Origin of the sequence: Streptomyces sp. NBC_00287 (assembly GCF_036173105.1) — a bacterium.
Taxonomy (GTDB): domain Bacteria; phylum Actinomycetota; class Actinomycetes; order Streptomycetales; family Streptomycetaceae; genus Streptomyces.
Window position 1 is genome coordinate 7,379,107 of the sequence record NZ_CP108053.1, and the last position, 18,286, is coordinate 7,397,392.

Genomic DNA, 18,286 nt, shown 5'->3' on the forward strand with positions numbered 1-18,286 from the left:
ATGAGACGTGCGTACGCGGTCCTGCTCGCCCTCTGTCTGGCGCTCGCGGGAGCCCTGGTCACCGCCGGGCCCGCCCAGGCCGCACCCCAGACGATCACCAACGGCACCCAGTTCACCGACACTTCGGGGAATCCGGTGCACGCCCACGGCGGCGGAGTCATCAAGGTCGGCGCGTACTACTACTGGTTCGGCGAGAACCGCAACGCCGACAACACCTTCCGGTATGTCTCCGCCTACCGTTCCACGGACCTGAAGAACTGGGAGTTCCGCAACCACGTCCTGACCGAGGCCACCGACCCCGAGCTGGCCACCGCCAACATCGAGCGGCCCAAGGTCATGTACAACGCGGCCACCGGCAAGTTCGTGATGTGGATGCACAAGGAGAACGGCGTCGACTACAGCGAGGCGCGCGCCGCGGTCGCCGTCTCCGACACCGTGGACGGCGACTACACCTGGCAGGGCAGCTTCCGCCCGCTCGGCCAGCACATGTCCCGGGACATCACGGTCTTCGTCGACACCGACGGCACCGGCTACATGGTCTCGGCCGCCCGGGAGAACTACGACCTGCACATCTACCGCCTGACCAGCGACTACACCGGTATCGCCGCCCTGGTCGCCGACCCCTGGCACGGCGGCCACCGCGAGGCACCGGCGCTGTTCAAACGTAACGGCGTCTACTTCATGCTCACTTCGGGCGCGACGGGCTGGAGCCCCAACCAGCAGCAGTACGCGACCGCCACCTCCCTGTCCGGCCCCTGGACCGCCATGACGAACATCGGCGACTCCACGGCGTACGGCTCGCAGACCGCGTACGTCCTTCCCGTGCAGGGGACTTCGGCCACCTCCTATCTCTACCTCGGCGACCGCTGGGGCAACTCCTTCGGCGGGACCGTCAATGACTCCCGCTACGTGTGGCTGCCGCTGACCTTCCCGAGCTCCACCACGATGTCCATGTCCTGGACTCCGGAGGTCACCGTCGACACGGCCACCGGGACGGTCAGCGGCACGAGCGCCACGTACAACACGCTGATCGCCCGCCACTCCGGCCGGTGCGCCGATGTGACCAGTCAGTCGCAGTGGCAGGGCGCCCAGCTCAAGCAGTACGACTGCAACGGCGGCACCCACCAGAAGTACTGGTTCAAGCCCGTCGGCGGCGGCTACTACCAGCTGATGGCCCGTCATAGCTCCCTCTGCGTCCGGGAGAACGCGAGCACGGTGACACAGGAGAACTGCAACGCCTCGGCGACGAACCAGCAGTGGTCGATGACCAGCACCGGCTCCTACGTCAACGTCGTCTCCCGCGCCACCGGCGAGTGCCTCGATGTGAACGGCGCGTCCACCGCCAACTCCGCCGCGATCATCACGTACACCTGCAACGGAGGTACGAATCAGCAGTGGACGCGGGGGAGTTGACCGACCTCAGGCCAGCAGGTCGATCGCGTCGATCGACGTGCCTGCGCTGAGATAGGACGTCGTCCCCGAACCGCTCACCACATTGATCCTCAGCGTGTTGTAGGCGCTGGTGTCCGTCAGCCAGGCGGACGCCGGGACGCTGTAGGTGAACGTGTGGTTGTTGCCGCGGTACGAACCGTTGGTCAGCGACCGCGTGTTCGGCTGTGTGGGCGGGGAGGGGATGGCGGACGTCCAGGTGTCGTTGACGACGACCTGCGGGCGGCCGTTGGCGTAGGCCGTCGTCACGCCGATGCGCAGGGTGTGCGCGGCGGCGGCCTGAGCGGCGGTGAGTCTGAAGTACACGACGATCCCGCTGTTGACGTCCTTCCAGAGGTAGCAGGGGAAGCCGGAGGTCTCGGTCCCGCTGCCGATCACCACGTTCCCGGTCCAGGCGGCGGCGCGGACGTCCGACGGATGCGCGTACGTCATCAGATCGGCGTTCTTGAAGCCCCTGGGCGTGCCGTTCCAGTCGCCGATACGCCAGATCGCGGTCGCGTTGGCGGGGTCGTTCGAGGAGGGGATCGCGATCGTGTTGAGGGTGGTCGTCGCGCCCGCCGTGACCGTCACCGAGCCGGTGTACACGGCGAGTTCGTCCTTGAAGACGGTGAGCGTGTACGTCCCCGGCAGGACGCCGGCGATGGAGAAGTAGCCGTCCGAGGCGCGCGCCGAACCCCAGTACTGCGCCGCCGAGTTGGCGAGGCCCACGGTGTAGGCGTACGCCGTGTTCCGCCCGGTGATCCCGACGCCGGCCACCCGGCCCCGGCCGCTCGCGCCGACGTAGCCGGACATCCCGAGGGAGTCCGCCCAGGAGGTGGTGAGGGTCCCCGGGTAGAGGGCGGAGGAGGGCGCGCCGCCGTCCGTGAGCGCGATGACGTACGGGCCCTGGAGGCCGAAGCGCTCCGACTCGGTCTGGTTCTGGCCGTAGTACAGGATCTCGTACAGGCCGCCGCCGTCCGCGCTCTGGTGGCGCAGGAGCGAGCGGTAGAAGGGGCCGCCCGAGGCCTTCTCGTGGTTGCTGCGCACGATCCACAGACCGACGCCACCGGCCGACCAGCCGACGTAGTTGTAGTCCATCACCCGCAGCTTGGAGTAGTGCTTGGAGCGGGTCTGGCCGTCGGACTTCGCGAAGACGTCGGAGGCCTCGATGGTGGTGGGGGCGTAGGTGTAGGAGTCGGGCTCGTCGTTGAGGAAGAGCCCCGCCTTCACGCGCAGGATGAAGCGGGTCGCGGAGACGGAGGTGTCGGCCTTGTTGGTCCACACGTAGATGTTGTTCTCGCCGCTGCGGGCCGCGTAGTAGTGCCGGAGCGTGCCGTAGGTGACCGACACCAGGATCGTCGAACCGGACTGCGTGATCGTCACGGTGGAGCTGCCGAGGCCGGACTCGATGTGCGAGTTCTTGCCGCCGTAGCCCTGGTACTCCACGCCCCGGTAGACCAGCGAGGAGAGATCGCCGTTGGACTTGCTGACCTTGAAGACCAGGTTGGCGCCGGTGTCGATGACGTAGTTCGTGCCGTCGTCGCTCCAGCCGAAGGCGGCGGCGGAGGCGGTGCCGCTCAGAGCCGCCGTGCTCACGGCGGCTGCGGTGCCGAGGACGAAGGTGCGGCGGCCGACCGTTCCGGAATCGGACATGGGGGACCTCCTTCGGGAGGTGTGGGGGTTGCGGGTGTGACCGAGGTTGACAGTTGAATCGTTTTTGCGAAAGGGCTTTCGCTGGCTGGGTGTTGGGAATCTTGTGAATTCGAGCCAAGGTCTAGAAAGCGCTTGCAGCTAGCGGTACGGTCCAGCGCCAGGCCTTGTTCACCGTGACGGAGGAGCCGCGAGTGAGACGTTCGAGCATCGCTGTACTGGCGGCGGTGACGCTGAGTACCGCGCTGAGTGCCGTGCCCGCGCAGGCGGGGGAGTCGGCGCCGGGCATGGCGAACTGCACCGCCACCGCCTGCCACTTCGACCTCCCGCCCGGCACCTACGACGTGAAGGTGCTGCTGGGCGGCTCAGCCGAGTCGAGCACGGCCATCACCGGCGAGACCCGGCGCGCCCTGCTCCCCGAGACGGCCGCACCCGCCGGCGAACGCGTCGCCCGCAGCTTCACCGTGAACGTCCGCACCCCCGAGGGCGAACCGACCGGCGCCACCGGAACTCCCGGCCTGGACCTGACGATCGGCGGCTCGGCCCCCGCCCTTGCCGACATCCGCGTGACCCCCGCCCGGCACGCCCGCCAGATCTTCCTCGTCGGCGACTCCACGGTCTGCGACCAGCCCGGTGACCCCTACTACGGCTGGGGCCAACAGCTCCCGCAGTACCTCCGCAAGGGTGTCTCGGTCGCCAACTACGCGGACTCCGGCGAGAGTACGGTCACCTATCTGGGGAACCCGCAGCTGTGGGCCACCGTTCAGCCGCAGATCCGCCGCGGCGACCTCGTGCTGATCCAGCTCGCGCACAACGACAAGACGACGGACGGGGCGACGTACCGCGCCAACCTGGAGACACTGGTGGCGGGCGTACGGGAGCAGGGCGGCGAACCCGTGCTCGTCACCCCGATCGTGCGCCGCTGGTTCAACTCCGACGGCACGCTCAACAACGGCACCGCACTGCTGGTGAACGGCCTGGGCGTGGACCATCCGGCGGTCGTCCGTTCGGTCGCCGCGGCCGAGGGTGTCCCGCTGATCGACCTGACCGCGGAGTCCAAGGCGCTGGTCGAGTCGCTCGGCGTGGAGGGCTCCAAGTCCCTTTACCTGTACAACGAGAAGCGCGACAACACCCACACCTCGGTACGCGGAGCCACGGCGTACGCGGAACTGGTCCGTGACGAACTACGGGCCCAGGGTCTGGTGCCCGAGGGCCTGGTGAGGGTGGGATGAACTCCTGGGGCGTCCCGACCGGAACCGGGGCGCCCCAGGCCCCTGTCGGAAGGAACCGCCGCTGATGGACCTGCCCCCGGACGACCGCACCCTCAGCCCCCGCACCGGCTACACCCGCGCCCACTGGGAGGCGGCCGCCGACGCCCTGCTGGCCGCGGTGGAGCCGTACGCGACCGAGGACCGCGCCCTCTACCACCTGCCCGGCGACCGGGAGAGCTGGTCCGGCCGTCTCTCCGACGGCCTTGAGGGCTATGCCCGTACGCTCCTGCTCGCGGCCTTCCGCCGGGACGAAACGGCCCTGGAGCGCTACGCCGAGGGCCTCGCGGCCGGCGTCTCGGGGGTCTGGCCCCGTGTCGAGCACCGCAGCCAGCCCCTGGTGGAGGCCGCGTCCATCGCTCTCGCCCTGCGCCTGACCCGCCCGCTGCTGTGGGACCGCCTGGACGACTCCGTACGACAGCGGGCGGCGGCCTGGCTGGGCGACGCCCTCACCGCCGAACCCTGGCCGTGCAACTGGGAGTTGTTCCCGGTGACGGTAGGAGGGTTCCTCCAGTCGATCGACTACGAGCCGGAGGCGTCCGGCAAGGCGATCGACCGAGGCCTGTCGCGCATCGAGCAGTGGTACCTGGGGGACGGCTGGTACACGGACGGCGACGGCCGCAAATTCGACTACTACAACGGCTGGGCGATGCACCTGTACCCGGTGCTGCACGCCTGGCTGGCCGACGACGCCGAGCTGCTGTCCCTGTACGGAGGCAGGCTCTCCCGCCACTTGGAGGACTACGCCCACCTGTTCGCCGCCGACGGCGCCCCCATGCACCAGGGCCGCTCCCTGACGTACCGCTTCGCGACCACGGCCCCACTGTGGCTGGGCGCGCTGACGGGGCATACGCCGCTGCCGCCGGGGGAGACGCGACGGCTGGCCTCGGGGGCGCTGCGGTACTTCATGGAGCGGGGTGCGGTGGACTCGCGCGGCCTGTTGACCCTGGGCTGGCACGGCCCGGACCCCGCCGTACTCCAGCATTACTCGGGCCCGGCTTCTCCGTACTGGGCGAGCAAGGCCTTTGTGAGCCTGCTCCTGCCACCGGACCACGAGGTGTGGACGGCGGTGGAGGAACCGGGCCCGGCGGAACGCTCGGACGCGGCGCACCCGGTGTCGCCGCCCAACTGGCTGCTCCAGTCCACGCGTTCGGACTGCCTGGTCCGCCTCCACAACCACGGCAGCGAGGACGTCCGCTACGACCCGTACTACACACGGCTCGCGTATTCGACGGCGACGGAGCCGTCATCGTCGTACGACAACAGTGTGTTCGTCGGGGAGGATCCGAGCCGGACGGAGATCGTGCCGTTGGGCGTGGGGGAGGGCTGGGCGGCCTCCGCCCACACCGTCGGGGACGGGATCCGGGTGACGAGTCTCGTCGTCGCCGAGGGTGCGGTGGAGGTGCGCGCCCACCTGGTGGCCGGGGCCGCGGCCGGTACACCGGTGCGGGTGACCGGGTGGCCGGTGACGGAGGGCCTGAGCGCCGAACTCCTGCCGGCCCACGGCCTCGACGACTCCCTCACCGGCACCCTCACCGACACCCCGGGCCTCTTCGTGGCCCTCGCCCGCCTCACCGCGGAGCCGGACCCCGTCCCGATTCCGGAACTGGTCTCGGTGGCGGTGGAAGGCGCCTACGAGCTGAGTGTGCGCTGGTCCAGTGGATCCGTCAGCCGGTTCCGCTTCACGGCGTCAGACGAGCGATCCGCAACGCCTTCGTGGTCGGTGACGCAGCGGTGAGCGGGTTCGCGTACGAGGGGGTCACCGGGACGTAGGCCCACGTCAGCGTCCCGTCCTTCTGGACCGCGATGTCGCCTGTGATGCGGGCGCTCACCACCTTGTCGGGGCTCTGGAACTTGCCGTTCCAGTCGATGAGGCGGAGGTGGGTGCCCGTGAAGGTGCCGGTGCAGGTGCCCGACTTGCACTTGGCGTTCTTCAGGGACTCCCAGGACAGCAGGAGGCGGTCCTTGCCGTACGGGGCCAGGCGGACGTTGACGTGTTCGGTGCCCTTGGCTTCGGTGAGGCGGAGCGCCTTGCCGGGGGCCGAGTTGCGGTTCTTCAGGAACGCGACCGCCACTTGGTGGGTGCTGGTCTTCGGTGTGACCGTCCAGCCTCGGCCGGAGGCGTCGTCGGGGTTCTTCTTGGCGGAGGCGGCGCCCCGGGAGGCGAAGGCGGTGGCGTAGCGGCCCGTCGAGGACTTCACCAGGTCGCCGGTGCGGCCGGGATACGTACCGCCGCAGTAGCCCGCCCAGCACTGTTCGCGCTGGACGACCGGAGCGTTGTCGGGGGCGCCGATCCCCGTCGACACGAACAGCCCCGAACGCCAGTCGTCGAAGCAGAGGGAGGTGAAGGCGCCGGCCTTCTCGGGGTGCAGGGCGATGCCCTCATTGTGGCTGCACCCCCAGCTCCAACCGCCGCTGAGCTTCTTGCCCTTGGCGCTGATGTACGACAGCTTGTCGCCGAAGTGTCCGTCGGCGAAGCCGCCCGCGCCGTGCACCACGAAGTACGCGCCGTACTTGGTGCCGTTCCAGGTGAGCCGGCCGTCCAGCAGCGGGGCGGTGTCGTGCGTGGCGGTGCCGGTGAGCTTGGTGCTCCAGATCTTCTTGCCGCCCGTGTAGCGGACGATCGCCGCCGCCGTCTCCTTCCACTTATTGGTGTCGGCGACCCGGGTCAGCAGCGCGAACCCGTCGTTGTGCGCGACCAGCCCGCCGACCTCCTTGGCCCCCTTGACGACCGTGTCCGCACCCGACCGCTTCCCGGCCGAGGTCAGCGGCGTCACGTGGATACCGTCCGAGGCGGGCCACGCGACGCGCAGCGTGCCGTTCGGCGCCACGGCCGTCGCCGTGCGCGTCCACTCGCGGGTGTTGTTGTAACCGGCCGAGAGATAAGGGAACTTGGCCGGAAGGGTCACGGAAGTGCTGGTGACGGCAAGCGTGGGGGATGTCGTCGCTGCCCCGGCGGTGGCGTACCACGCCCCGGCCAGCAGCCCGGCCGCCGCGAGCGCGCCTATGGCAGGCTTACGTGCGGCATGGATCCGGCGGTGACTGGTCGTCGTGCGTCGTGCAGATGTCATGCCTGGTGGTTGCCGCAGTGGGGCGGGAGGTTGCCGGGCAGTCTTGCAGCCCCCTGGAAACGAGTGCGCCCATGAGTGACGACATCCTCTCCGTGATACCGGCCGATCCGACCTGGCAGCCCGACCGGGCCGCGGGTGACCGCGCCGCGGCGATCGCGCTCGAGCTGGCTCCCGGGGTTCCCGATGGCGTGGACGTCGAGGTCGATGTCACCTGGCACGACACCATCACCGCCGTCCCGTGCGGGGAGAACCTGGAGAAGATCGGCTGTCCGCACTGCGGTGGGTCGATCGACATCGAGTGGTGGACCGAGCTCGTCGACGCGCACGAGGAGGACGGGTTCGCGAGCCTCGCGGTGGAGGTGCCCTGTTGCGGCGCGGCCACCTCGCTCGACGCACTGGACTACGACTGGCCCTGTGGCTTCGCCCGCTTCGAGATCGCCCTCTGGAATCCGGAGCGTTCCTGGTTCAGCCAGGAGGAACTGGGCGCGCTCGGGGCCGCACTCGGACATCCGGTACGGCAGGTCAGGGCCCACATCTGAGGATCGTTCGGCCGGCACCGAAACGACCCCCGCCTAGCGTGGCGGAATGACCCCCACCCCCTTCGCCCGCCTCCACCACCGCGACGAACCCCTTCTGCTGCCCAACGCCTGGGACCACGCCTCCGCCATGGCGCTCGCGGCGCAGGGTTTCCCGGCCGTCGGGACCACGAGTCTCGGGGTTGCCGCGGCTCTCGGCGTGCCCGACGGTGCCGCGGTGACCCGGGACGAGACGCTTCGGCTCGCGCTCACGCTGGGCAGGGGGCCGTTTCTGCTCTCCGTCGACGCGGAGGGCGGGTTCGGGCAGGATCCGGACGCGGTGGGGGAGTTCGCACGGCAGCTGGCCGTCGTCGGGGCCGTCGGGATCAATCTGGAGGACGGGGTGGGATCCGCCGCGCTGCACGCCGCGAAGATCGCCGCCGTGAAGAAGGCCGCACCGGACCTCTTCGTCAACGCCCGCACCGATACGTACTGGTTGGGAGACGGCGACGAGCGCGACACCCTGCGCCGACTCGACGCCTATCAACAGGCCGGCGCCGACTGCGTGTTCGTCCCGGGGCTGTCCGACCCCGTACGGATCGCGGCCCTCGTCGAGCGGCTCGACACCCCGCTCAACATCCTCTACTCCGCCTCCGGACCCACCCTTCCGCACCTCACCGACCTCGGCGTACGCCGTGTCAGCCTCGGTTCGCTGCTCTATCGGCGGGCGCTCGGCGCGGCCCTGGAGACGGTCGCCGATATCCGGGCGGGGCGGACACCTCGCGGTGAGACACCGCCGACGTACGACCACGTCCAGGGGCTAGTTGGCGGCAGCTGACTCGCGCAGGGTGCGGGCGAGTTGGTCGGCGAACTCCTTTGGATGTTCCAGGGCGCCCAGGTGGCCGCCGGGGAACTCGAGCAGATCGGCCTGCGCGTTCTTGGCGATGAACGCCGCGGTGCGGTGGAGGAGTTGGCCGTGTGTGTCGGTGCCCGCCGCGAGGGTCAGGCGGGTGGTGAGAGCCGTGAAGTCGGGGGTGTAGGACGTGAAGGGGAGCAGTACCCGGGTGAGGAACAGGGCCATGGGGCTCTCCAACTCCTCCTCGGGCGTCAGGGGTTGGGGAACAAGGGGGGTGGTGTCCGCCTCCCGTTCCTCCAGGCCCGCGGTCAGGAGGGCTGCCGCCGCTTCCAAGCCCGCGGTGCGGAAGACGTCGTGGACCTCCTGGAACATCGCCCGGTGCCGGGCCGCGTCGGGGAGCGGGCCTACGCACGGCGGCTCGTGCGCGATCACGTGCCGCAGGCGCTCCGGGTGCCGGGCGAGCAGGTCCAGGGCGGCGACGCCGCCGGCGCTGGTGCCGAAGACGTACGCCGACTCGCCCTCGGGGAGCACCGCGTCGAGGACCCGCCGCGCCCCGTCGCTCCAGTCGCTCACCCGCTGCCGCGGCACAGGCAGTCCGAGGCGGCCGTGGGCCAGGCCCAAGGGGTCGTAGGTGACGACCGTGAAGGTGTCCACGAGTGCGTCCGTCATACGGTCCAGGCCCATGGGGTGGCCCGCACCGCCGGGGATGATCAGCAGAACGGGGCCGGTGCCCCGTACGTCGTAGTGGTCGTGGTCCGGTTCAGTCATCGGTCCTCTCCTGCTTCGGCCAGTGCTCCAGCGCCACATGCAGCGCTTCGATCGCCCGGTCCCACGAGCGGCGTACGTCCCTGGGTACGCCGAAGGCGCCCGCGGACTCCAGGGCGCAGTAGCCGTGGAAGGTGCTGCGCAGCAGGCGTACCGCGTCGGTCAGGTCGGGTTCCTCCAGGCCGTAGGCGCGGAGCATGCCGTAGGTGATCTCGGCGGTGCGGCGCAGGGCGGGGGAGTCCGTCACCAGGGCCTGGTCCATGCGGATCTGGGTCGCCGCGTATCTGCCCGGGTGGTCCAGGGCGTACTCCCGGTAGGCGTTTGCGAAGGCCGTCAGCGCGTCCTTGCCGGCCCGGCCCGCGACCGCCAAGGCGATCCGGTCGATCATCTCCTCGCCCGCCAGCAGCGCGATCCGGGTCCTCAGGTCCTGGAGGTTCTTCACATGCGAGTACAGGCTCGCGTCCTTCACGCCGAAGTGCCGGGCCAGTGCCGAAAGACTGACCTTCTCGAAGCCGGCCTCGTCGGCCAGGTCGGCGGCGGCAGCGGTGATGCGGTCGGCGGTGAGACCCGCTCGGGGCATGGGGGACCTCCGTTCCTGTGGGTGCTAGCCTACAACCTAGGGACTCTAGGAAGCTCGGTTTCATCGCATCAGCGGCGGCAGTCCGGTCAACACACCCCAGCCCGCCGCGCCGGCCGTCAGCAGTGCCGTCGGCCAGCCCGCCCCGGCGGCGAGCGTGAGACCGCCGACGACAGCGGCGGTGAGCAGGGCGAGGGTGAGGACGACCAGAGTGCGGACGTCGAAGAGCGGCATGCTGTGTCCTTCCCGTACGTCCTGGGGCAGTTGCCCCGAGGATGCGTACGGCCAGCCTCCGGCCGAATGGCCCCATCCCGCGGCGACGGCGAACGACTCCGAACGACCACGAACGATCGACGCGATCCCCGAACATCCCTGCCTGGCTACGCTGATGACGGATCGTCGGAAACCGCGGGTCAGAGGAGACGTATGGCCACTCCACAGGGCGCCCCAGAACCGCTTCTCCGCTTCTGCGGCAGTCTGCGGGAACTGAAGTTCGTCTCGGGCGCGCCCTCACTCGGCGACCTGAAACGGCGGATGCCCTCACGCCCGGCCGCCAGCACGCTCAGCCCCCTGCTGGCCGGGAAGATCCGGCGCGCCCCGCGCTGGGAACTCGTGCGCGAACTCGTCGCCGCCTGCCAGGAGCACGCGACAGCGGTCGGCATCGACCTCCCCGAGGACCTCGGCTCCGTGCCGGTCTGGCGCCGGCGCCACGACGAACTGGTCCGGACCCTCGACGGTGCGGCACCCCGGCAGGCGCCCGGCGAACTCGGCGAGCTGCTGCGCCTCACGGCGTCCGGACAGCCACCCACTCTCGGTGAACTCACCGACACCGACCTGGGGGTGGCCCCGCGGCTGCCCGGCGCGGACGCCGGATACATAGCCCGGGGCGACTTCGACGAGGAGATGCGCAGCATGCTCGCCCTCGAAGGCCCGCCCCACCCGTTCGCCCTTGCGTACGGGGAGGACCGCGCGGGCAAGACCCGGTCGGCCGTCGAGGCGCTGCGCGCGGAGTTCGCGGCCGGCACGCCTGTGTTGATCCCGCACACGGTCGCCGCGGTGTCCCGGTTGCGCTCACACGCGGAGACGCTCGACCGCCTTCCGACACCGGTCGTGCTCTGGCTGGACGATCTGACGGAGGCCGACTTGGAGCGGCTGACGCCGGAGCTGCTGGAGTGGCTCTCCGGGTGGGCGGTGACCGCCGGAACGATCTCCGCGCGCCGGTGCGGGGCGATCCTTGAGGCGACCGGACCCAATGGGGCGGTCGCCCGGGCCGCGCTGAGCACCGCGTGCCTGGTGCATCTGCCGCTCGAACTCGACGAGGCCGAACGCGCCGAGGCCGCCTGGCACTTCGCGGGCGGTGCCGTGCCCAGGAGCTTCGCCGAGGTGGCCGAAGCCTCGCAGCCCCGCGAGATGCTGCTGCGGCTCAACACCGCCCGGTCCGCCAACCCGGTCGGCGTCGCCGTCGTCCGTGCCGCCGTGGACTGTCGGCGGGCGGGCCTGGACCGGGGGCTGACGCGCGACGAACTGCTCCGGCTGCTCCCGCCGTATCTGACCGCGCTCGGCGCTCGCAGGGCCACAAGGGACGCGTTCGAGCAAGGTCTGGCCTGGGCCCGGGACCCGGTCGTGGGTGGCCGTGCACTGCTTTCCGACACAGCCGAGGATGGCTGGCAGGCCGCGCCGGAGCTGGTCCGCGAGGCCGACTCCGGGCCGGTGCCCGGCTTCCTCTGGCCGGAGCTGCTGGACCTGGCCACGCCCGAAGAGGCCCTGGACATCGGCTACCAGGCCGGGAGGCGAGACGCACCCGTGTACGCGGCCGCCGCCTTCACCAAGGCCATGGAGGACGAGGAGAACCGGCCGGTCGCCCTGCTGTGGCTCGCGAAGGCGAAGTGGCTGCTCGGCGCGAACATCGGCGCCAAGGACGCCTTCCGGCAGCTTATCGAGACCGGGGACGCCGAGCACCGGGCACAAGCCGCCCTGGAACTCGGCGCGTTGCTGAAGTACGAAGGGGACATCGAGGGTGCCGAGGAGGCATGGCGCCTGGCGGCCGCGGACGGGGACGTGAAGCGCGTCGCACCTCAGGCCCGCTACCAGCTGGCCACCATGCTGGCGACCGAACGCCCGCACAGGGAGGAGGACTTCGAGGCCCTCTTCCGCGAGGTCGCCACCAGCGGACACGCCGATCTCGCCCCGAGGTCGTGGACCCTGCTCGCGGGGCTGTATCAGGACCGCGGTGATCTGCTGGGCGCCCTGGAGGCCTGGGAGCGGGCCGCGGAGTGGGACCACGCAGAGGCGACGGAGGTGATGGAGGCGATGGTCCCCGATCTCCACCAGCGCATCCTGGAGCTGGCGGAGGTGCACCACGGCGGGCCCGCGCCCCGGACCGCCGGGGAGCTGGTGGAACAGGCCGACCGGCTCGGGGAGCTGGGGGACTGGACGGGGGCGCTGGCGGCGTACGGCGCCGCCGCGGACTGCGAGGATCCGGAGCTACGGGCCCGCGCGCTGCTCGGCACGGCCCGGATCCTGCAGGGCCAGGGACACATCGGTCAGGCGTGTGAGGCCTGCGAGGCCGTCGCGGAGTGCGGTGTGCCCGACCACGCGGCCAAGGCGCTGCTGGAACTCGGGGTGATGCTGGACGAGGCGGGAGACGTGCCGGGGGCGTACCGGGCATGGTCGAGGGCCGTGGAGACGGGTGCGGCCGAGGAGGCGGACATCGCCGCGCTCAACCTCGGCGTGCTGGAGGTGGGGCGCGGGCGCGCCGACGCGGCGGAGCCGGCCTTCCGCCGAGCGGTGCGGTCACCGAACCAGCGGATCCGGGCGAAGGCCGCGCTGAACCTCGCGGTGCTGCACGAGGAGTACGGGGCCGAGGCGGACACGGTGGACGCCTGGTACCGCACGGCCATCGAGACCGAGGACCCGGAGTTCATGCCGCAGGCCGCCATCGCCCTGGGCGGCCGTCTGATCGGCCGGGGCCTGAGGGCCGAACCGAAGCGGCTGTTGGAGATGGCGATCGGGGCGGGCGACCCCGGTGAGAAGGCGCGGGCGACGATGTTCCTGGGGGCGGTCCATGACCTGGACGACGACGTGGACCGTGCCGCGGCCCTGTACCGCCGGGCCATCGAGCTGAAGCACCCGGACCATTCCGTGGAGGCCCAGCTGTACTTCGGGAAGCTCTGCCTGCGCACCCATCGCGACGACGCGGCCCGCTGGCACCTGCGGGCGGCCCTGGACGCGGGGCACGCCGAGCACTCACCCGAGGCGGGGCTGCTGCTCGCGCAGATCCACCAGGGATACGGCGAGCTCGACGAGGCGGAACTGCTGCTGGCGCAGCTCGTGGAGACAGGCCACGAGGAGGTTGCCCCCGAGGCCGGGGAGCTGCTCGGCGACGTACTGGCGGGCAGCGGCCGTATCGAGGAGGCGCGGCGGGTGTGGGCCTGGGTGGCAGCGCAGGGCCGGGAGCCGAACGCGGGAACCGCTCGCGCCAGGCTCGCGGAACTGGGCGACTGAAGCGACCGGCTCAGGGCGCTCCGGGCTTCACCAGGCCCGTTTCGTACGCCAGCACCACCGCCTGCGCCCGGTCGCGCAGCGTCAGCTTTGCGAAGATGCGCGCCACATGCGACTTCACCGTCGCCTCGCTGAGGGTCAGATGCGCGGCCAGTTCCGTGTTGGACAGGCCCCGGCCCAGCAGGGTCAGGACCTCCAGTTCCCGAGGCGTGAGCGACTCCAGGGAAGCGGGTGGGGCGGAGGGCGTCGAGTCCGCGAAGCGTTCCACCAGGCGGCGGGTGATGGAGGGGGCCAGGAGTGCGTCGCCGGTGCTGACCAGGCGTACCGCTGCCGCCAGGTGTTCCGGAGTCACGTCCTTCAGCAGGAAGCCGCTCGCCCCGATCGACAGGGCCGTATAGACGTAGTGGTCCAGGTCGAATGTCGTCAGCATCAACACCCGGCAGGAAGGCGACTGTCGGAGGATGCGGCGGGTGGCCTCCAGGCCGTCCATCGTCGGCATCCGGATGTCCATCAGGACCACGTCCGGCTTCAACTCGTGCGCCAGCGACACCGCTTCCGCGCCGTCCGCCGCCTCGCCGACCACTTCGATACCGCGCGCGGTCAGGATCAGCCGGAAACCGGTCCGGATCAGCGTCTGGTCGTCGACGACCAGCACCCGGGGCGCCATCACGGGCGGTCCAGCGGAATGCGGGCCCGGACCCGGTAACCCCCGCCGAGCCGCCGACGGGCGTCCAGATCACCGCCGTACACCGTGACCCGCTCCCGCAGCCCGAGCAGCCCGCGACCCGTCCCCTGGCGTGCCGGTCGCGGTGGAGCGTCTCCGGTCAGGACGCTCGGGCCGGTGCTCAGGATCTCCACGCGCAGTGCGTGCTCCGCGTACCGGACGGTGACCTCGGCCTTGCCGCCCTCCCCGTGGCGGAGGGCGTTGGTCAGCGCCTCCTGGACGATCCGGTACGCCGTCACGTCCACCCCCTGCGGCAGCGGGCACGGCTCGCCGGAGATCCGTACCTCCACCGGCAGTCCGGCGAAGGAGATCCGGTCGACGAGGGTGCCGAGGCGGTCGAGGCCCGGCTGTGGAGCGAGGCCCACCGCCTCCCCGGGCTCCTCGGCCGTCCCGGTCTCCACGCCGTCCGCCGACGGCGCCAGCACCCCCAGCAGATGCCGTAGGTCCGTCATCGCCCCCCGCCCCGCGTCCTCCACCGCGCGCAGAGCCGTCGCCGCCTCGTCCGGCATGGTGCCCAGCACCTCGCGCGCCGCCCCGGCCTGCACCACCATGAGGCTGACGTTGTGGCTCACGATGTCGTGCAACTCGCGGGCGATACGGTCCCGTTCGGCCGCGACCGCGGCCCGCGCCGCGTTCTCCCGCTCCCGCTCAAGAAGCCATCCCCGTTCCCCCACGGCCGCCCGCCACCGCAGCCGCGTCCGTACCAGCGCCACCGCCAGACAGACCACGGCCGCGCACGCCGCGACCAGCACCATCGTCTCCCACACGGGTTCACCTTGGCAGACGGCCGGCGGACGCGCATCGGCCCGGGGATGCAGCGGCTGCATCCCCGGGATGAGGAGCCCTCCCAGGTGCCATCCCGGGACGGATGTCCGCGCCCGCCGTCCGCCGTAGCGTCCTGGGCATGGTCAATCAGGAGAGCGGGGCCGTCGTACGACTCGACGGGGTGCGCAAGGAGTACGGCGAGACGACGGCGCTGGACGGGGTGTCGCTGCGGATCGGGGCGGGGGAGGCGGTCGCCGTGATGGGGCCTTCGGGGTGCGGCAAGTCCACCCTGCTCAACATGATCGCGGGCCTCGACCGGCCGACCGGCGGTTCCGTCGTCGTGCACGGCGAGAACGTGGGGGAGCTCTCCGAGAAGGGGCTCGCCCTGTACCGGCGGCGCCGGATCGGCATGATCTTCCAGTTCTTCAACCTGATCGACGACCTCTCGGCGCTCGACAACGTCGCCCTGGCTGCCCAGTTGACCGGCACCCCGGCCCGGCAGGCCCGCCGCCGCGCCCTGGAGCTCTTCGACGAACTCGGCATCGCCGACCGCCGTAACGCCTACCCGGCGGTGCTCAGCGGCGGCGAACGCCAACGCGTCGCCGTGGCCCGGGCGTTGATGAACCGTCCCGCCCTGCTGCTGGCCGACGAGCCGACCGGCGCCCTGGACAGCCGTTCCGGGGAGCAGGTGATGGACCTGTTGATCGACCTCAACCAGATCGGCCAGACCCTGATCCTGGTCACCCATGACGCACACCTGGCCCGACGCTGCGCGAGCCGGATCGTCGAGTTCGCCGACGGCCGGGTCACCGGCGAGCACACCCTGGAGCCGTCCGCATGAGGGCGGTGTGGCGGGCCGCCCGCGCGGCGGTACGGCGGCGCAGACTCCAGACCGTCGTGATCGCGTTGGTCACGCTGACCTCGACGGCGGCGCTGGTGGTGGCCCTCGGCCTGGTCGACGCCGCCTCCGCCCCCTTCGACAAGGCCTTCGGCAAGCAGCGCGGCCCGCATGTCGTCGCCGCCTTCGACCGTGGCGCGGTGTCGGACGCCGCACTCGAGCGGGCCGCCCGGCAGCCCGGAGTCGAGGCGGTCGCCGGTCCGTTCGCCCAGGCCACGGTCGAACTGCCCGAGAACTCCATGAACTTCGGCCTCGGCACGGAGATCACGGTCGTGGGCCGGGCCGCTCCGGACGCGCCCGTGGACCGGCTCGAGGTGTGGGCGGGACGCTGGGCCACCGGGCCCGGCGAGGTCGTCCTCAACCGGGATCCGGACTGGACCCCGGACGACCTCGGCAAGACGCTCCAGGTCCCCTCGGGGCCCACCCTCACCATCGTCGGATTCGCCTTCGACCTCAGCGGCACCGCCGACGCCTGGGTCACACCCCCACAGGCCGACGCCCTGGACCCCACGACCGCCCAGATGCTGTTCCGCTTCGCCGACGCCTCCTCCGAGGACCGGCTGCGCGACCAGCTCGCCACGGTGACCGAGGCACTCCCCGCCGACGCGCTGACCGCCTCCCGGTCGTACCTCACCCTCAAGGACCGGGTGAGCAGCTCGGCCCGCGCGTACACGCCCTATCTGATGGCCTTCGGCGTCCTCGGGATCGCGGTGGCCGTGCTGATCATCGCCAATGTCGTCAGCGGCGCCGTGATCTCCGGCTTCCGGCACATCGGGGTGCTCAAGGCGCTCGGGTTCACGCCGGGGCAGGTCGTCGCCGTCTACCTCATGATGATCTCCGTCCCGGCCTTCCTCGGCTGTGCGCTCGGCACGGCGACGGGCAACCTGCTGGCGCGGCCCTTCTTCGAGTTCGTGTTCTCGGGACCCGATGCCGGGATGTTCCACGGCAGCGTGTCGATCGCCACCTGGGTGAACCTCCTCGCCCTGCTCGGCATGCCCGTCGTGTGCGTCCTCGCCGCGCTCGCCCCGGCGCTGCGTGCCCACCGGATGTCCGCCGCGCGGGCGATCAGCGCGGGCAGTGCGCCGCGGGCCGGGCGGGCGCTGGGCCTTCAGCGCCGGCTCGCGGGCAGCGGACTGCCCCGGTCGGTGAGCCTCGGGATGGGGCTGCCGTTCGCCCGCCCGGGGCGCAGCGTGCTGACGCTGGCCGCGGTGGTCCTGGGGGCGGCGACCGTGACCTTCGCGACCGGACTCGCCACCACCATGGACCGATTCGGGAACGCGGGGCGGGACGCGTACCAAGTGACCGTGTACGTCGGCAACGTCAGGGACGGACGAGAGGTCCGGCCCGAGCGCTCGGACCGCGAACTCCACACCCTGCTCGCGGGGTTGACCGGGGCACGGGAAGTCACCGCGCGGGGGAACATCGACGTCCGGATGGCGGGCTCCTCGCACGAGGTGGTCCTCGAAGGCCGCCGGGGCGACCGGCCGCGGCTCGACAGCGTGCTGACCGACGGGCGATGGACCCGGGCCCCCGGCGAGATCGTCGCCGGGTCCGCCTTCCTGCGCCAGAACGGGCTGCGCGTCGGCGACCACATCCGCCTCGAAAAGGGCGGCCGGAGCGAGAAGTTGCGTGTCGTCGGGGAGGTGATGGAGAGCAACTCCCGGAGGGTCATAGCCGAGTGGCCGACGTTCACGGCGCTGGCACCCGGCGAGGAGCCCATCGCCTACCACGTGAAACTCCGCGAGGGAGCCGACCCGGAGGCCTACGCACGCGCCGCGCGTGCGGCCGACCCAGGTGTCTCCCCGTCCCCGACCGGCTCCAACTCCGTCACCCAGACCATCGTCGGCTCCGCCACCGCGCTCACCCTGATGCTCGCCCTCGTCGCCGGCCTCGGTGTCTTCAACACGGTCGTCCTCAACACCCGTGACCGGCGCCGGGACTTGGGCATGCTGAAGTCCATCGGCATGACCCCGGCCCAGGTCACGGTGATGACGGTGACCTCGATGGCGGTGCTCGGAGCGCTCGGCTCCCTGCTCGGGCTCCCGCTCGGGATCGCCGGGTACGACCTGGTCGTACCGCGGATGGCGGACGCGGTCGACATCACCCTGCCCACGTACATGACGGACGTCTGGCAGGCCCCGGCGCTGGCCGGCCTCGCCCTCGCCGGGATCGCCATCGCGGTGCTGGGCGCGCTCGTCCCGGCCCGGCGGGCGGCGAGGCTGACCGTCGCGGAGGTACTGCGCAACGAGTGAGAGGCCGGAGCCCTAC

15 protein-coding genes are annotated in these 18,286 nt (G+C 71.2%); 8 read left to right on the plus strand and 7 right to left on the minus strand.

Going from position 1 to position 18,286, the window contains the following annotated elements; all coding sequences use genetic code 11:
• Positions 1-1,413 carry an RICIN domain-containing protein gene (locus OHT76_RS33540; RefSeq protein WP_328874598.1) on the plus strand — a complete coding sequence of 471 codons (1,413 nt, stop codon included), beginning with the start codon at positions 1-3 and terminating at the stop codon, positions 1,411-1,413.
• A 6-nt stretch (positions 1,414-1,419) separates the two neighbouring features.
• On the opposite strand, the gene OHT76_RS33545 is transcribed toward OHT76_RS33540, so the two are convergent.
• Entirely contained in the window at positions 1,420-3,081 is a 1,662-nt protein-coding gene (locus tag OHT76_RS33545) for a rhamnogalacturonan lyase B N-terminal domain-containing protein (protein WP_328874599.1), read from the minus strand.
• A gap of 191 nt (positions 3,082-3,272) precedes the next feature.
• Between OHT76_RS33545 and OHT76_RS33550 the strand changes: the two genes are divergently transcribed.
• Both OHT76_RS33550 and OHT76_RS33555 read left to right on the plus strand, forming a co-directional pair.
• Positions 3,273-4,310 carry a rhamnogalacturonan acetylesterase gene (locus tag OHT76_RS33550; RefSeq protein WP_328874600.1) on the plus strand — a complete coding sequence of 346 codons (1,038 nt, stop codon included), beginning with the start codon at positions 3,273-3,275 and terminating at the stop codon, positions 4,308-4,310.
• 64 nt (positions 4,311-4,374) lie between these two features.
• On the plus strand, positions 4,375-6,084 hold the full coding sequence (locus OHT76_RS33555; protein WP_328874601.1) for a DUF2264 domain-containing protein: 1,710 nt from the start codon (positions 4,375-4,377) through the stop codon (positions 6,082-6,084).
• On the opposite strand, the gene OHT76_RS33560 is transcribed toward OHT76_RS33555, so the two are convergent.
• The gene (locus OHT76_RS33560) at positions 6,029-7,417 is read right to left on the minus strand and encodes a hypothetical protein (RefSeq protein ID WP_328874602.1); all 1,389 of its coding nucleotides are present in this window, start codon (positions 7,415-7,417) and stop codon (positions 6,029-6,031) included. The genes OHT76_RS33555 and OHT76_RS33560 overlap by 56 nt on opposite strands.
• Before the next feature lie 71 nt (positions 7,418-7,488).
• Here OHT76_RS33560 and OHT76_RS33565 point away from each other — a divergent pair, with 71 nt between their 5' ends.
• Both OHT76_RS33565 and OHT76_RS33570 read left to right on the plus strand, forming a co-directional pair.
• On the plus strand, positions 7,489-7,956 hold the full coding sequence (locus tag OHT76_RS33565) for a hypothetical protein (RefSeq protein WP_328874603.1): 468 nt from the start codon (positions 7,489-7,491) through the stop codon (positions 7,954-7,956).
• A 46-nt stretch (positions 7,957-8,002) separates the two neighbouring features.
• Positions 8,003-8,770: an isocitrate lyase/PEP mutase family protein gene (locus tag OHT76_RS33570; RefSeq protein WP_328874604.1), complete on the plus strand. Its 768-nt coding sequence runs from the start codon at positions 8,003-8,005 to the stop codon at positions 8,768-8,770.
• Here the strand turns inward: OHT76_RS33570 and OHT76_RS33575 are convergent.
• The 3 genes from OHT76_RS33575 to OHT76_RS33585 are packed head-to-tail and all read right to left on the minus strand — an operon-like array spanning position 8,753 to position 10,364.
• Positions 8,753-9,556, minus strand: a complete 804-nt coding sequence (locus OHT76_RS33575; RefSeq protein WP_328874605.1) for an alpha/beta fold hydrolase — start codon at positions 9,554-9,556, stop codon at positions 8,753-8,755. The two genes, OHT76_RS33570 and OHT76_RS33575, sit on opposite strands and share 18 nt — an antisense overlap.
• The gene (locus tag OHT76_RS33580) at positions 9,549-10,133 is read right to left on the minus strand and encodes a TetR/AcrR family transcriptional regulator (protein ID WP_328874606.1); all 585 of its coding nucleotides are present in this window, start codon (positions 10,131-10,133) and stop codon (positions 9,549-9,551) included. The genes OHT76_RS33575 and OHT76_RS33580 overlap by 8 nt, the downstream gene beginning before the upstream one ends.
• A gap of 60 nt (positions 10,134-10,193) precedes the next feature.
• On the minus strand, positions 10,194-10,364 hold the full coding sequence (locus tag OHT76_RS33585; protein ID WP_328874607.1) for a hypothetical protein: 171 nt from the start codon (positions 10,362-10,364) through the stop codon (positions 10,194-10,196).
• Positions 10,365-10,556: 192 nt separating this feature from the next.
• On the opposite strand from OHT76_RS33585, the gene OHT76_RS33590 reads away from it, so the two are divergent.
• Entirely contained in the window at positions 10,557-13,634 is a 3,078-nt protein-coding gene (locus OHT76_RS33590; protein WP_328874608.1) for a tetratricopeptide repeat protein, read from the plus strand.
• A gap of 10 nt (positions 13,635-13,644) precedes the next feature.
• Here OHT76_RS33590 and OHT76_RS33595 read toward each other — a convergent pair whose 3' ends face one another.
• Both OHT76_RS33595 and OHT76_RS33600 read right to left on the minus strand, forming a co-directional pair.
• On the minus strand, positions 13,645-14,298 hold the full coding sequence (locus OHT76_RS33595) for a response regulator transcription factor (protein WP_328876684.1): 654 nt from the start codon (positions 14,296-14,298) through the stop codon (positions 13,645-13,647).
• Positions 14,298-15,122, minus strand: a complete 825-nt coding sequence (locus OHT76_RS33600) for a sensor histidine kinase (RefSeq protein ID WP_328874609.1) — start codon at positions 15,120-15,122, stop codon at positions 14,298-14,300. The genes OHT76_RS33595 and OHT76_RS33600 overlap by 1 nt, the downstream gene beginning before the upstream one ends.
• Positions 15,123-15,223: 101 nt before the next feature.
• Here OHT76_RS33600 and OHT76_RS33605 point away from each other — a divergent pair, with 101 nt between their 5' ends.
• Together OHT76_RS33605 and OHT76_RS33610 are read left to right on the plus strand one after the other, a co-directional pair.
• Complete coding sequence (locus OHT76_RS33605) at positions 15,224-15,961, plus strand: ABC transporter ATP-binding protein (RefSeq protein WP_328874610.1); 738 nt, start codon at positions 15,224-15,226, stop codon at positions 15,959-15,961.
• Positions 15,958-18,270, plus strand: coding sequence for an ABC transporter permease (locus OHT76_RS33610; protein ID WP_328874611.1), 2,313 nt, complete (start codon positions 15,958-15,960; stop codon positions 18,268-18,270). Before OHT76_RS33605 ends, OHT76_RS33610 begins: the two co-directional genes overlap by 4 nt.
• Positions 18,271-18,286: the final 16 nt, after the last annotated feature.

What these genes read in the sequence shown, in the direction of transcription:
- OHT76_RS33540 (WP_328874598.1), top strand. Translation starts at nt 1, where the DNA reads ATGAGACGTGCGTACGCGGTCCTGCTCGCCCTCTGTCTGGCGCTCGCG.
- OHT76_RS33545 (WP_328874599.1), bottom strand. Translation starts at nt 3,081, where the DNA reads ATGTCCGATTCCGGAACGGTCGGCCGCCGCACCTTCGTCCTCGGCACC.
- OHT76_RS33555 (WP_328874601.1), top strand. Translation starts at nt 4,375, where the DNA reads ATGGACCTGCCCCCGGACGACCGCACCCTCAGCCCCCGCACCGGCTAC.
- OHT76_RS33560 (WP_328874602.1), bottom strand. Translation starts at nt 7,417, where the DNA reads ATGACATCTGCACGACGCACGACGACCAGTCACCGCCGGATCCATGCC.
- OHT76_RS33565 (WP_328874603.1), top strand. Translation starts at nt 7,489, where the DNA reads ATGAGTGACGACATCCTCTCCGTGATACCGGCCGATCCGACCTGGCAG.
- OHT76_RS33570 (WP_328874604.1), top strand. Translation starts at nt 8,003, where the DNA reads ATGACCCCCACCCCCTTCGCCCGCCTCCACCACCGCGACGAACCCCTT.
- OHT76_RS33575 (WP_328874605.1), bottom strand. Translation starts at nt 9,556, where the DNA reads ATGACTGAACCGGACCACGACCACTACGACGTACGGGGCACCGGCCCC.
- OHT76_RS33580 (WP_328874606.1), bottom strand. Translation starts at nt 10,133, where the DNA reads ATGCCCCGAGCGGGTCTCACCGCCGACCGCATCACCGCTGCCGCCGCC.
- OHT76_RS33585 (WP_328874607.1), bottom strand. Translation starts at nt 10,364, where the DNA reads ATGCCGCTCTTCGACGTCCGCACTCTGGTCGTCCTCACCCTCGCCCTG.
- OHT76_RS33590 (WP_328874608.1), top strand. Translation starts at nt 10,557, where the DNA reads ATGGCCACTCCACAGGGCGCCCCAGAACCGCTTCTCCGCTTCTGCGGC.
- OHT76_RS33595 (WP_328876684.1), bottom strand. Translation starts at nt 14,298, where the DNA reads ATGGCGCCCCGGGTGCTGGTCGTCGACGACCAGACGCTGATCCGGACC.
- OHT76_RS33605 (WP_328874610.1), top strand. Translation starts at nt 15,224, where the DNA reads ATGTCCGCGCCCGCCGTCCGCCGTAGCGTCCTGGGCATGGTCAATCAG.
- OHT76_RS33610 (WP_328874611.1), top strand. Translation starts at nt 15,958, where the DNA reads ATGAGGGCGGTGTGGCGGGCCGCCCGCGCGGCGGTACGGCGGCGCAGA.